Consider the following 13292-nt stretch of genomic DNA (forward strand, 5'->3'; position numbering starts at 1 on the left):
GCCACGGCCAGCCGCACCGCACCGGCCGACGCCGCCGAGCCGACCGACGAGGTCCAGAAGCTGCGCGGCCCCGCCGCCCCGGCGCGGCCCGGGACGTACGCGTTCACGGGCGAGCACCAGGCCGGCATCACCACCCCCGCGCAGGACCGGATGCACCTCGCGGCGTTCGACCTCACGACGACGTCGCGCGAGGACCTCGTCGCGCTGCTCCGGACGTGGACGGCGATGGCGGCCCGGCTGACGCAGGGGCTGCCCGCGGGGCCGTTCGGGCCGGCGTCGGGCCCCTACGACGCTCCCCCGGACGACACCGGCGAGGTCCTCGACCTGCCCCCCGCGGGCCTGACGATCACGTTCGGTTTCGGGCGGTCGCTGTTCGTCGGCACCCCGGGGCCGGACGGCACGCCCGGCGTCGACCGCTTCGGGCTCGCGGACCGGCTGCCCGCCGCGCTCGTCGAGCTCCCGCACTTCGCGCAGGACGCGCTCGAGCCCCAGCGGTGCGACGGCGACCTCGTGGTGCAGGCGTGCGCGGACGACCCGCAGGTCGCGGTGCACGCGATCCGCAACCTGTCCCGCGCGGCGTTCGGCACGGCCACCCTCCGCTGGTCGCAGCTGGGTTACGGGCGGACGTCCTCGACCTCGACGACGCAGGCGACGCCGCGCAACCTGTTCGGCTTCAAGGACGGCACCGCGAACCTCAAGGCCGAGGACCCGGACGCGCTCGCCGAGCACGTGTGGGTCCAGGCGGCCGACGCCGAGGCCGGGCTCGCCGAGAGCGGGACGGACTCCGGCTGGCTCACCGGCGGCTCGTACCTGGTCGCGCGCCGGATCCGGATGACGATCGAGACGTGGGACCGCACGTCGCTGCGCGAGCAGGAGGCGCTGGTCGGGCGGACCAAGGGCGAGGGTGCACCGCTCTCGGGCGGCACCGAGTTCTCCGAGCCCGACCTCGAGGCCACCGGGCGCGGCGGGCTGCCTCTCGTCGCGACCGACGCGCACGTCCGGCTCGCGCACCCGTCGACCAACGGCGGCGTGCGGATGCTGCGGCGCGGGTACAACTTCACGGACGGCAACGACGCGCTCGGCCGCCTCGACGCCGGCCTGTTCTTCCTCGCGTTCGTGCGCGACCCGCGGACGCACTACATCCCGATGCAGTCGACGCTCTCGCGCCAGGACGCGCTCATGGAGTACCTCCGGCACACCGGCTCCGGGCTGTTCGCGGTCCCGCCCGGGGTACCGGACGGCGCGCAGCCCGGCGAGTCGTTCGTCGGCGAGGCGCTGTTCGCCTGACCGGGCCGACCCCGCGGGCGGCCGGTCCGCGGCTCGCGGCGCAGCGGTAGCGTGCGAGCCGTGCCCCCTCCCGCCCCCGTGCCGTCCTCGCGCCCGCAGACTCCCGCGCACCCGTGGACGCTGCCGCCCGAGCTCGGCACGCCGACGCGGGTGTCGCTGCTCGCGGTGCTCACCGTGCTCACCGTCGAGCTGCTGCGCGCGAGCGGCCCGCTGCTCGACCGGACGCTGCCGGACCCGCTCGTCGTCGTCGGGACGGCGCTCGGCACGTTCGCGGCGTCGGGGCTCGTGGCGGCGCTGCTGCTCGTCGTGTCCGCGCGGCGCACGCCCGGGGTCCCCGACGGCGGGACGGTGCTCGTGGGCGTCGCGGTGCTCGGCGTCGCGCGGCTCGTCCTCCAGGCGCTCGACGGGACGCCGCGGTTCGTCGTCGGGCTCGTCGCCGTCGCGGTCGCGGTCGCCGTCCTCACCCTCGCCGTCGCGTTCACCGCAGGACGCCCCGCGGGCGGGCGGCACGCGGCGCTCGGGCTCGTGCTCGGCTGCGGGCTGGCGAGCGGGCTGCAGCTGGCGCTCGGGACGTGGGACGCGGTCTGGCGCGACAGCGCGCTCGGGTGGCTCGTCCCCGCGGTGCTCGTGGCGCTCGCCGTCGCGCTCGCGCGGGCGGCCCGGGAGGACGAGCCCACCGGTCGACCGCGCCGGCTGTGGTCGCTCGGGCCGTTCCTCGCGCTCGTGACGCTCGTGCTCGCCAACCCGGCGTTCGTCGCGTCGCAGTCGCACGCGACGCTCGGGGTCGCGGGGCTCGTGCTCGTCGCGGCGAGCACCGTGACGGTGTGGGTCCTGCTCAACCCGCACCTGCTCGTCGCGCCCGTCCGGGTCGTCGCCGCGGTCGTCCTGCCGGTCGCGGTGCTGGTCTGCTTCACCGTGACCGGACCGGTCGTCCTCGTCGCCGTCGCGCTCGCGGTCGTCGCCGCCGGGGTGGTCGTCGCGAGCGCGACGAGCACGCGCCGCTCGGCACCGCCCGGGCTCGCCGGGACCGCCTTCGTGACCGCGGGCGTCGGGGCCGGGCTCGTCGCGACGCTCCTGCTCTACCTCGTGGACCAGGAGGTCCCGCTGCCGGTCGACAACGCGGTCGTGCCGTTCCTCGCCGCGGTCGCCGTGGCGCTCGCGGGCCTGCGGCGCCGCACGCCGTCGCCCCCCGGCTCGACGGCGCCGGCCCTGTCCGACGGCGCGGTCCGGGAGGACAGCCCGCCGTTCCGAGCCAACGCCGTGCGCCTGCTCGCGATCCCCGGCGTCGTGCTCGCGCTCGTCGGCTGGTGGCCGGCCGCCGAGGCCCCGCCCGGCCCGGACCGTGCGCGCGGCGACGAGCTCGTGGTCCTGACGTGGAACCTGCACTACGGCGTGACCCCGGGCGGCGGAGTCGAGCTCGAGGAGGTCGCGCGGACCATCGAGGCGCAGGACCCCGACGTCGTCGCGCTCCAGGAGGTCGCCCGCGGCTGGCTGCTCGGCGGCGGGGTCGACACGGCGACGTGGCTCTCGCACCGGCTCGGCATGGACCTCGAGTTCACCGGCGCCGCGGACCCGCAGTTCGGCAACGCCCTGCTGTCCCGCTCGACGCTCACCGACGAGCAGCGCACCGCCCTCCCCCGCGGCGACGGCGCGCAGGACCGGGCGGCGCTCAGCGCGACCGTCGTGCTCGCCGGCGGCACGCCCGTGCGGGTCACCTCCGTGCACCTGCACTACCGCAGCGACGACGACGAGACCCGGCTGGACCAGCTCGACGCGCTCGCGGCGGACCTGCCCGACGACGGCGCCGCGGTGCTCGCGGGCGACCTCAACGCGCACCCGGGGTCCGAGGAGCTCGCGCGGCTCGACGCCGACGGCTGGGTCACCGACCCGGGCCCGTGGGCGGGCACCTGGCCCGCGCACGACCCGACGGACCGCATCGACTGGGTGCTCGTGCGCGGCGCGGAGCTGGCCGGCACGGAGGTCCTCACCTCGCCGCGGACCTCGGACCACCTGCCGGTCGTCGCGCGGGTGGCGGCGACCTCCTGAGCGGCGGGCGGGACGACCCGGGTCGGTGACGCCGGCGGAACGGGCTCCCGGGCGACCCCGGTCCGGTCGGTGCCGCCGGCGGGCCGGCCGGTCAGTCGTCCTGGCGCTGGTGCAGCATGCGCGCACCCTCGGCGATCGACCCGGAGATCGAGGGGTACACCGTGAACGCGCTCGCCACCGCGTCGGCCGTGAGCCGGTGCGAGACCGCGAGCGTGATGGGGAAGATGAGCTCGCTCGCGCTCGGCGCGACCACGACACCGCCGAGCACCTGACCGTTGCGGTGCGCGAACAGCTTCACGAAGCCCTCGCGCAGGCCCAGCATCTTGGCGCGCGGGTTGCGGGCGAGCGGCAGCGTGCTCGTCACGTACGCCGTCCCGGCGGCCTGCAGCTGCTCCTCGCTGTACCCGACCGTCGCGATCTCGGGGGACGTGAAGATGTTCGCCGCGACGCTGCGCAGCGAGATCGGGGTCACGGCGTCGCCCAGCGCGTGGGACATCGCGATGCGTCCCTGCATCGCCGCGACCGACGCGAGCGGCAGGACCCCGGTGCAGTCGCCGGCTGCGTAGACCCCGCGCACCGACGTCCGCGAGACCTTGTCGACCTCGACGTGCCCCGACGCGGTGAGGCGCACGCCCGCCTCGGTCAGCCCGATGCCCGCGGTGCTCGGGATCGACCCGACCGCGAGGAGCACGTGGGAGCCCTCGACCGTGCGCCCGTCGGCGAGCGTGACGAGCACGCCGTCGGCCGTCCGCACCGCGGACTGCGCGCGCGAGCGCGACATGACCGTCATGCCGCGCGCGCGGAACACGCCCTCGAGCAGCTCGGCGGCGTCGGGGTCCTCGCCGGGCAGCACCCGGTCGCGGCTCGACACGAGCACGACGTCGGCGCCCAGGGCCACGTACGCGCCGGCGAACTCGGCGCCCGTCACCCCGGAGCCGACCACGATGAGCCGCTCGGGCAGCGCGGTGAGCCCGTACAGCTGGGTCCACGTGAGGATGCGCTCGCCGTCCGGGACCGCCTCGGGGAGCACGCGCGGCGTCGCGCCGGTCGCGACGAGCACCACGTCGGCGTCGAGGCTGCGCTCGCCGTCGGTCCCGGACGCCACGACCCGGTTAGGGCCGTCCAGCCGGCCCGCGCCCTCGACGACCTCGACGCCCTCGCGCTCGAGGCGCGTGCGGATGTCGGCGGACTGCGCGGCCGCGAGCGCGAGCGTGCGCGTGTTGACCTGCGCGAGGTCGACGAAGTGCCGCTCGGACTCGCTCGCGAGGAGGTCCCCGGCGGGCGTCGCGGGGTCGGCGTCGAGGTGGATGCCGAGCTCGGGCGCGCGGTCGGACATCGCCATCCACTCGGCCGTCGCGATGAGCGTCTTGGACGGGACGACGTCGGTCAGCACCGCGGACCCGCCGAGCCCCGTGCGCTCGACGACGGTGACGGCCGCCCCGAGCCGGCGTGCGACGAGCGCCGCCTCGTACCCCCCGGGCCCGCCTCCGACGACGACGACGCGTGTGGCCTGCAGGTCCTGGGTCTCGGTGGTCACGGGTCCATTGTGCCTGGTGGCCGGTTAGCCTTCACTTCCATGAGCGACCTCGACGACCCGACCACCGACCCCTTCGACGTCGCGCGCAGCGCCGCGGAGCACCTCGCCCGGGTCACGGGTGTCGCACGTCACGACGTCGCGCTCGTGCTCGGCTCGGGCTGGGGCGGCGCGGCGGACCTGCTCGGCGAGACCGTCGCCGAGGTGCCGAGCCACGAGGTCCCCGGCTTCTCGGCCCCCGCGGTCGTCGGGCACGTCGGCACGATCCGCTCGATCCGCATCGCGGGCCCCGGCGACGGGGCGGACGGCGCGGACGGCACCGCCGACCGGTACGCGCTCGTGCTCGGCTCGCGCACGCACCTCTACGAGGGCCGCGGCGTGCGGCGCGTCGTGCACGGGGTCCGCACCGCGGCCGCGACGGGCGCGCGCACGGTCGTGCTGACGAACGGCTGCGGCGGGCTCAACCCGGCGTGGGGCCCGGGCACCCCGGTGCTGATCCGCGACCACCTCAACCTCACGGCGACGTCCCCGCTCGAGGGTGCGACGTTCGTCGACCTCACCGACCTGTACTCCCAGCGCCTGCGCGACGTCGCCCGCACGGTCGACCCGTCGCTCGACGAGGGCGTCTACGTGCAGTTCCGCGGCCCGCACTACGAGACCCCCGCCGAGGTCGCGATGGCCGGGCGGCTCGGCGGCGACCTCGTCGGCATGTCGACCACGATCGAGGCCATCGCCGCGCGGCACGCCGGGCTCGAGGTCCTCGGGCTCTCGCTCGTCACGAACCTCGCCGCGGGGATCAGCGCGACGCCGCTGTCCCACGCCGAGGTGCTCGAGGCGGGCCAGGCCGCCGGTCCCCGGATCAGCGCGCTGCTCGCCCAGGTCGTCCGCCGCCTCTGAGGGATCGCCCGCCTCTGCGGGCGACGCGCCGCCGCCCGCAGAGCCGGGTCCGCGCACCCGTGGGTACGTTGGGGCCATGGCGTACGACTGGAGCGAGCTGTCCGCACGGGTGACGACCTGGATCGAGGACGACCCGGACCCCACGACCGCCGACGAGCTGGCGCGCCTGCTCGACCGCGCGCAGGCACCCGTCGACGAGGCGCTCGCGGCCGAGCGCGCGGGCGGGTCGCTGAGCCCGACCCACCAGACGCAGCTCGCCGACGTGCGGGCGGCGCGCGCCGACCTCGCCGACCGGTTCTCGGGCTCGCTGCAGTTCGGCACCGCGGGGCTGCGCGGCGCGGTCGGCGGCGGCCCCAACCGGATGAACCGCGCCGTCGTCATCCGCGCCGCGTCGGGCCTCGCGGACTACCTCCGCGGGGAGCTCGACGGGCTCGCGCCCGCCCCGCGTGTCGTCGTCGGCTACGACGCCCGGCATCGGTCCGCGGACTTCGCGCGCGACACCGCGGCGGTGCTGACCGCGGTCGGCATCGAGGTGCTCGTGCTCCCCCGTCCGCTGCCGACCCCGGTGCTCGCGTTCGCGGTGCGCCACCTCGGCGCCGACGCGGGCGTCATGGTCACGGCGAGCCACAACCCGCCGCAGGACAACGGCTACAAGGTCTACCTCGGCGGGCGCGTCGTGACCGGCTCGGGCCAGGGTGCGCAGATCGTGCCGCCGTACGACGCGGCCATCGCCGCCGAGATCGCGCACGTGCCGAGCGTCGGGGCGGTGCCGCGCGCCGAGTCCGGCTGGACCGTGCTGGGCGACGACGTCGTCGACGCCTACGTCGCGACCGTCACGGGGCTCGCCGACCCGACCGAGGAGGCCCGCGAGCGCGCGCGCCACCTCAAGATCGTGCTGACGCCGCTGCACGGGGTCGGCGGCGAGGTCGCGGCCCGCGTGCTGCGCGAGGCCGGGTTCCGCGACGTCCTCGTCGTGCCCGAGCAGGAGTGGCCCGACCCCGACTTCCCGAGCGTCGCGTTCCCCAACCCCGAGGAGCCCGGGGCGATGGACCTCGCGCTCGGCCTCGCGGGTGACGTCGGCGCGGACCTCGTGCTCGCGCTGGACCCCGACGCCGACCGGTGCGCGGTCGCGCTCAACGACCCGCACGCGCGGTCGCACCGGGGGCCGGACACCGCGGGCGCCGAGGGCTGGCGCATGCTGCACGGCGACGAGGTCGGAGCGGTGCTCGGCTCGCTCGTCGCGTCGCGGCTCGCCGCCGGCGGGGCGCACGGCACCGCGGCAGACCGTGGCGCGGCGGCCGGTGCCGTGTCGGACGACCACGTCCCGACCGGCGCGGACGTGCCCGTGCTCGCGAGCTCGATCGTCTCCTCGCGCCTGCTCGCGAAGGTCGCGCAGTCCGCCGGCCTGCGGCACCAGCCGACGCTCACCGGGTTCAAGTGGCTCGCGCGCGTCGACGGGCTCGCGTTCGGCTACGAAGAGGCGCTGGGCTACTGCGTGGACCCGGCGCACGTGCGTGACAAGGACGGCATCTCGGCCGCGCTGCTCGTCGCGGGGCTCGCGGCGACGCTCAAGGCCTCGGGGCTGTCCCTCCTGAGCGTGCTCGACGACCTCGCGCGCGAGCACGGGCTGCACCTGAGCGACCAGGTGTCGGCGCGGTTCACGGACCTCGACCGGATCCCCGCGACGATGTCCGCGGTGCGCGAGCACCCGCCCGTCACGCTCGCCGGCTCGCCCGTCGTGGAGGTCGTCGACCTGGCGACCGGCACGGACGCCGAGCGCCAGGGCTTGCCGCCCACCGAAGGCCTGCGTCTCACCTCGCAGGACGGCACGCGCGTCGTGGTGCGGCCGAGCGGGACCGAGCCCAAGGTCAAGAGCTACCTCGAGGTGATCGTCCCGGTCTCCCGCGACGCCGACGCGTCGGACCTCGTCGCTGCCCGCAAGGAGGCCCGCGCGCGGCTCCACGCCGTCGCCGCCGACGTCAGCACGGCGCTCGGGATCTGAGCCGTCCGGGCCGGCGGGGCGCCCGGTGGTGCTGCTGCGGCGTCCCGGTCGGTCAGCGTGACCGGGTGCAGGCCGCGGCGGGTGCGACCGGCGCCGGGCCCGTGTACGAGCCCGAGAAGCCGAACGTCGTCGACGCACCCGGTGCGAGGGCGGCGTTCCAGCTGAGGCTGTCGGCCTCGACGGACGTCCCGCTCTGCCGCACACGCGCACTCCAGGTCTCCGCGACCGTCTGGCCCGCGGGCTGGGCCCACGTGACCCGCCAGGCCGAGAGCGCCTCGGTGCCCGCGGTCACGGTCACCTGCGCCTGGTAGCCGCCGGGCCACTGGTTGACGATCGCGATCACCGCCGAGCAGCCCGCGACGGGCGCCGGGATCGGCTCGGGCAGCCCCACGCCGCTCGGCGACGGGGTCGGCGTCGGGGTCGGCGTCGGCCGGGGCGTCGCCGTCGGCGTGGGCGTGGGCGTCGGGGTCGGCGTGGGCGTGGGGGTCGGGGTGGGCGTCGGGGTCGGCGTCGGGCTCGGGTCCGGGGCGCCGTCCAGCGCGAGGTCCTCGGTCGGGAAGGGCACGAGCACCTGCTCCGCGGGGAGCTCGCCCGCACCGCCGTCGCACGTCTGCGCGCGGTCGAACCGCAGGTAGACCCCCGTCGCGCACGTCCAGCTCGCCTCGGCGTCGCCGCCGACGAGCACGTCCCCGCCGAGCACCGCACGCGAGCGCGCGACGGCGTTGTCCCGTACGACCGCGGACCCGCCGACGACCGCCCCGCTCTCGACGACCGCACGGCCCTCGATGCGCGCCGAGCCGGTGACCTGCGCCCAGTCCTGCACCACGGCCTGCGGGCCGACGTAGACGCCCGGGTCGACGGTCGCGAAGTCCCCGACCCAGCCGCCCCCGTTGGAGTGCCAGCGCCCGCCGGCGGGCGCCGCGGGGCGCACGAAGCCCGGCTCCGAGCCCCACGCGACGGCACCGGCGACCCGCAGCTCGAACGGGTAGCGCACGGAGCCGGGGTAGCCCGCCGCCGGGTCGAAGTCGTGCGCGCGCGTCGGCGTCGCGGCCACGACCAGGTAGACCTCCGCGTCGTCCGGGCGGGTCGTGAGCTCGACCGTCACGTCGGTGCCGCCCGCGAGCTCGCCGTACCGCGCCGTGCCGTCGACCCCGACCGCGACGAGTCCCGCGGTCCACGACGCGTCGGGCCCCGCCTCGGTGTGGCCGCGGACGCGCACCCGCACCGCGCTCGCGCCGTCCTCTGGGCTGAGCCGGACGAGCGCGTAGCCGTTCTCGGCGGGCGCCAGCGCGGAGGGCACGCGGTAGTGGTGGGCGGTCGCGTCGACCGCCTCGACCGCGGCCCCGGGCTCGGCGGTCAGCGCGGGGGCCACCTCGGCGGCGTACCCCCGCAGGTCGTCCTGCGTCGAGTAGTCCCACGTGACGTTGCGCAGCGCGTGCTCGGCGAGGCGCAGGCCCAGCTCCTCCTGCGTGAGGCCGGCGACACGACCGTAGGCGGCGACAGGGTCCGCGTCGACGCCGCCCTCGCGCCACAGCCGCCCCACCGTGGCGAGGCCGTCACGGTCCGCGACGTGCTGGAGCAGCGTCCACCCGCCGTCGAGGTGCCGTCCCGACGACCAGCGCAGGTTCTCGGCGCGCACGAACGCCGACAGGTCCCCCGCGTCCGACGGCTCGGCGGCGGTCGCCAGGAACGAGGCCATCGCCTCCCCGAACGACGAGCCGCGCACCCCGGGGGCCGTCGTGCCGGGGCCGGCGTCCGGCGCGGGACCGTCCGGGGCGACCGCGACGCTCTGCAGGACCACCGCGAGGGCACGGGCGACGTCCCAGGCCCCCGTACGGGCCGCCTCGGGTGCGATCTCGAGGAGCGCGAGCCCGCCCTCGACCCGCCCGGCGGCCCACGCGTCGTAGGCCAGGTCGTCCCAGGTCCGGGTCAGGACGACGGCGATCTTGTCCTCGGCGATCGGCCCGGCCTGCTCCGTGACGCCGACGGTCCCCACGTAGAGCGCGTAGTAGCGCTCGAGCCGGTCGAGCAGCTCGACGGGGTCGACGCGGTAGTACTCGGACGCGTCGGCGAGGTCGCCGCCGGCGCGCGGCCCCCAGAGCAGCACGAAGTTCTCGCTCTCGCGCGAGCTCGCCGCGCCTTCGTCGAGCCGTTCCGCCCAGGCGTGCGCGCGCTCACCGGACTTGGGCCCCGTCGGGGTGTCGTCCAGCGCGTAGGCGATGAGGACCCCGAGGAGGAACGGGACGACGACGGCCGCAGCGACCGTGCCGCGCCGGAACCTGCCCATCTCGGGTACCGCCTCCTCGTCGTCCGGGTCGCCCCTGGGTGCTCCTGCTGGGCCGGCCGGCAACGCGGGCTCCCGCGCAGCGGGGTGGGGGGTCGCGCGGGCGCCTCACCTTCGCCGACGCCCCCGGCTGCCGTCAATGTCGCGAACGTCCCCCCACGTGACGTTCACCCGACCGCCGCGCGCGCACGCCACGCGGGCCCGCCGGCGGCCGGGCGGGCCCCTGCGTGCGCGGTCAGTAGGCGGAGTCGGACGCGAACCCGCCGAGCACGGCCGCCGTCCCCGAGAGGCCGAGCCGGGTCGCGCCGGCCTCGACCATGGCGACCGCGTCGGCGGTGCTGCGGATGCCGCCCGACGCCTTGACGCCGAGGCGTCCGCCGACCGTCGCGGCCATGAGACCGACCGCGTGCACGCTCGCGCCGCCCGCGGGGTGGAACCCGGTCGACGTCTTCACGAAGTCGGCGCCGGCCGCCTCCGCGGCACGGCACACGGCCACGATCTCGTCGTCGGTGAGGGCGGCCGACTCGATGATGACCTTGAGGACGGTCGGGGCCGGCGCCGCGGCGCGGACGGCGGCGATGTCCGACTGCACGGACTCGAAGGCCCCCGACTTCGCGGCGCCGACGTCGAGCACCATGTCGACCTCGTCGGCCCCGTCCCGCACCGCGCGCGCGGCCTCGGCGGCCTTGACGTCGCTGTGGTGCTTGCCCGACGGGAAGCCGACGACCGTCGCGACCTTGAGGCCGCGGGCGTCGAGCGGCAGGAACGACGGCGAGACGCACACCGAGTACACGCCGAGCCGCACCCCCTCCTCGACGAGCGCCTCGACGTCGGCGCGGGTCGCCTCCGGCTTGAGCAGGGTGTGGTCCACGAGCTGGGCGAGTGCGTGGGCGTCGATCGTCATGCGCGGTGCCTTCCGGTGCCGTCGTGCGTGTAGCCCGGGAGGATCGCCCGGTCGATGAGCTCGGCGCGCTCGTCCTGCGGCAGGAACGCGTTCTCGGCGGCGGTGAGCGTCACGTCGCGGACGTCGTCGACCGTCCACCCCGCGTGCTCGACGAGCAGCGCGAGCTCGCGCGTGAGGCTCGTGCCCGACTGCAGCCGGTTGTCGGTGTTGACCGTGACCGCGAAGCCGAGGCGCTTGAGGAGCGTCACGGGGTGCTCGGCGACCGACACGGCTGCGCCCGTCTGGACGTTCGACGACGGGCACGTCTCGAGCGGGACCTGCCGGTCGCGCACCCACGCGGCGAGCCGCCCGAGCGTCGCCGCGGGCGGGCCGCCGGCCGTGCCGGGCTCGTGCACCGTGACGTCGTCGAGGACCCGGACGCCGTGCCCGAGGCGCAGCGCGCCCACGCCGAGCGCCTCGGTGATCGAGCCGAGCCCGTCAGCCTCCCCGGCGTGCACGGTCACGGGGAACCACGCGTCGCGCAGCGCCGTGAACGCGGTCGCCAGGCGGGACGCCGGGAACCCGGCCTCGGCCCCCGCGATGTCGAAGCCCACGACCCCGGCGTCGCGGTTCGCGAGCGCGAGCGCCGCGATCTCGTCGGCCCGGTCCGCGTGCCGCATCGCCGACAGCAGCGTGCCGACGCGGAGCTCCCGGCCCTGGGCCGCCGCCTCGGCGACGCCCTCCGCGAACCCGGCCTGCACCGCGTCGACGACCTGCTGGAGCGTCAGACCGCCCGCGAGGTGCTGCTCGGGCGCGTAGCGCTGCTCCGCGTAGACCACCCCGTCGGCGGCGAGGTCGACCGCGGCCTCGCGCGCGACCCGGCGCAGCGCGTCCTCGGTCTGCAGCACCGCGACCGTGTGCGCGAACGTCTCGAGGTAGCGCTCGAGGCTGCCCGAGTCCGCTGCGGCGACGAACCAGCGGCCGAGCTCCTCGGGGTCGGTCGCGGGCAGCGTGTGGCCCGCCTCGCGGGCGAGCTCGACGAGCGTGGCCGGCCGGACGCCGCCGTCCAGGTGGTCGTGCAGCAGCACCTTGGGCAGCGCGGCCACCAGGTCGTACGCGGGGGTCATGGCTCCACCGTAGTCGCGCACCGGGCGCGCCGAGGACGCCGGGACCCGCCCGGGTGAGCGGGCGACGCCCGTCCGGGCGTCAGAGGTACTCGTCGCGCTCGTCGCCCGGGACCTCGGTCGCCTGCTCGTTCACGTCGGCCTCGTTCGCGTCGTCGCGCGGGGCGACGTGCGGCGGTGCGGGCACGTACTCCTCGGGCGACGTGGCGTCGGCGTCGGGCGCCGGGGTGTTGAGGCGCAGCTCGTCGTCCACGGGGCGCTGGTCCGCGTCCGCCTGGGCGTCGACGGGGGTGAAGACGTCGGCGGGCAGCAGCCCGGCGTCGCGCGAGGCCTCCTGGCCGGGGACGGTGCTCATGGTGTCCTCCCTGGGGTCGGCGTGCCCGTCCATCGTGACCCGGGCCGCGGGTCCTCGCCACTGCCACGTCCCCGCAGCACCCCCGAGACGCACCTCCGGACGTCGCCGACCACCGCCGGGCGTCGCCGGGAGGCTCAGCCGCGGACCGGGAGCAGCGCCCAGGCGACGTGCGACCAACGTCCGAGCGCCTCGAGCGGCCCGTGCGGCACCACGAGGTCGGCCGACGGCACGTCGTGCACGCGCCCGCTCGACGGCTCGTACACCGCGAACCCCTCGGCGGTGCGCCCCGTGAGCAGCACGACGTGGCGCGGGACCGCGCTCGCCGCGCCGCCCGACAGGTCCCCGCCCGTGTACAGCGGCACCGGGACGCCCCGGTCGAGCGCGCGGCCCGCGCGCACCAGGACCCGCGTGACCTCGCTGGGCCGGCTGTCGTCGACGAGCACCGAGCGGTACGCGACGCCCGGGTAGCGCGCGACCCTCGCCGCGCCCCACGGCGGCGTGCCGAGCGCGGTGGGCCACGGGAGCAGCCCGAGCACGGCGCGCGCGTTGCTGCGGCGCTTGAGGGCCTCCTGGAGCGCGCCGAAGCGGCCGGCCGGACCGGGCGCGTCGTCCACGTCGCGCAGCTCGGCGGGCTCGTGCCCGGCGACGCGCTCGCCCGTGACGAGCCAGTAGGCGAGCGTCGGGTCCCCCGCTGCGGCGAGCATCGCGAGGACGGCCGAGCCGCACGTCGTGCCGTCGGTCTGCCGCGCGGCGGCCGTGCCCAGCCGCAGCACGTCGCTCCCCCGCGCCGGGGTCAACGGGCGCTCGACCTGGGCGCGCTCGCGCGCCGGGAGGCCGGCGACGGCGTCGGCGAGGCGTGCGGCGGCCGGCCGGGGTGCTC

The 13292-nt window shown here is 77.0% G+C and carries 10 protein-coding genes; 4 read left to right on the plus strand and 6 right to left on the minus strand.

Annotated elements, in window-relative coordinates; translation table 11 throughout:
- Positions 1–1287, plus strand: a 1287-nt coding sequence (gene efeB, locus AB6N24_RS20655; RefSeq protein ID WP_412871247.1) for an iron uptake transporter deferrochelatase/peroxidase subunit, incomplete at its 5' end; no start/stop codon positions are given.
- A gap of 60 nt (positions 1288–1347) precedes the next feature.
- Positions 1348–3333, plus strand: a complete 1986-nt coding sequence (locus AB6N24_RS20660; protein ID WP_412871248.1) for an endonuclease/exonuclease/phosphatase family protein — start codon at positions 1348–1350, stop codon at positions 3331–3333.
- 91 nt (positions 3334–3424) lie between these two features.
- On the opposite strand, the gene AB6N24_RS20665 is transcribed toward AB6N24_RS20660, so the two are convergent.
- A complete protein-coding gene (locus AB6N24_RS20665; RefSeq protein ID WP_412871249.1) occupies positions 3425–4870 on the minus strand; it encodes an NAD(P)H-quinone dehydrogenase in 1446 nt (481 codons plus the stop codon).
- A gap of 39 nt (positions 4871–4909) precedes the next feature.
- Here AB6N24_RS20665 and AB6N24_RS20670 point away from each other — a divergent pair, with 39 nt between their 5' ends.
- Both AB6N24_RS20670 and AB6N24_RS20675 read left to right on the plus strand, forming a co-directional pair.
- Complete coding sequence (locus AB6N24_RS20670) at positions 4910–5764, plus strand: purine-nucleoside phosphorylase (protein ID WP_412871250.1); 855 nt, start codon at positions 4910–4912, stop codon at positions 5762–5764.
- 76 nt (positions 5765–5840) lie between these two features.
- Entirely contained in the window at positions 5841–7766 is a 1926-nt protein-coding gene (locus tag AB6N24_RS20675) for a phospho-sugar mutase (protein ID WP_412871251.1), read from the plus strand.
- Positions 7767–7818: 52 nt separating this feature from the next.
- Here AB6N24_RS20675 and AB6N24_RS20680 read toward each other — a convergent pair whose 3' ends face one another.
- The 5 genes from AB6N24_RS20680 to AB6N24_RS20700 form a co-directional block, all read right to left on the minus strand.
- A complete protein-coding gene (locus AB6N24_RS20680; RefSeq protein WP_412871252.1) occupies positions 7819–10053 on the minus strand; it encodes a DUF6055 domain-containing protein in 2235 nt (744 codons plus the stop codon).
- 232 nt (positions 10054–10285) lie between these two features.
- Entirely contained in the window at positions 10286–10954 is a 669-nt protein-coding gene (gene deoC / locus AB6N24_RS20685) for a deoxyribose-phosphate aldolase (protein WP_412871253.1), read from the minus strand.
- A complete protein-coding gene (locus tag AB6N24_RS20690; protein ID WP_412871254.1) occupies positions 10951–12060 on the minus strand; it encodes an adenosine deaminase in 1110 nt (369 codons plus the stop codon). Before AB6N24_RS20690 ends, deoC begins: the two co-directional genes overlap by 4 nt.
- 79 nt (positions 12061–12139) lie before the next feature.
- Positions 12140–12412 (minus strand): hypothetical protein, encoded by a 273-nt coding sequence (locus AB6N24_RS20695; RefSeq protein ID WP_412871255.1) that lies wholly within the window; start codon positions 12410–12412, stop codon positions 12140–12142.
- 134 nt (positions 12413–12546) lie between these two features.
- On the minus strand, positions 12547–13292 hold a 746-nt coding region (locus AB6N24_RS20700), incomplete at its 5' end, for a hypothetical protein (protein WP_412871256.1).

Origin of the sequence: Cellulomonas jepli (assembly GCF_047229345.1) — a bacterium.
Taxonomy (GTDB): Bacteria; Actinomycetota; Actinomycetes; order Actinomycetales; family Cellulomonadaceae; genus Cellulomonas_A.

Bases quoted from the DNA above. Each gene is read 5' to 3' on its own strand.
- AB6N24_RS20670 (WP_412871250.1), top strand. From the start codon at position 4,910: ATGAGCGACCTCGACGACCCGACCACCGACCCCTTCGACGTCGCGCGC.
- AB6N24_RS20675 (WP_412871251.1), top strand. From the start codon at position 5,841: ATGGCGTACGACTGGAGCGAGCTGTCCGCACGGGTGACGACCTGGATC.
- AB6N24_RS20680 (WP_412871252.1), bottom strand. From the start codon at position 10,053: ATGGGCAGGTTCCGGCGCGGCACGGTCGCTGCGGCCGTCGTCGTCCCG.
- deoC (WP_412871253.1), bottom strand. From the start codon at position 10,954: ATGACGATCGACGCCCACGCACTCGCCCAGCTCGTGGACCACACCCTG.
- AB6N24_RS20690 (WP_412871254.1), bottom strand. From the start codon at position 12,060: ATGACCCCCGCGTACGACCTGGTGGCCGCGCTGCCCAAGGTGCTGCTG.
- AB6N24_RS20695 (WP_412871255.1), bottom strand. From the start codon at position 12,412: ATGAGCACCGTCCCCGGCCAGGAGGCCTCGCGCGACGCCGGGCTGCTG.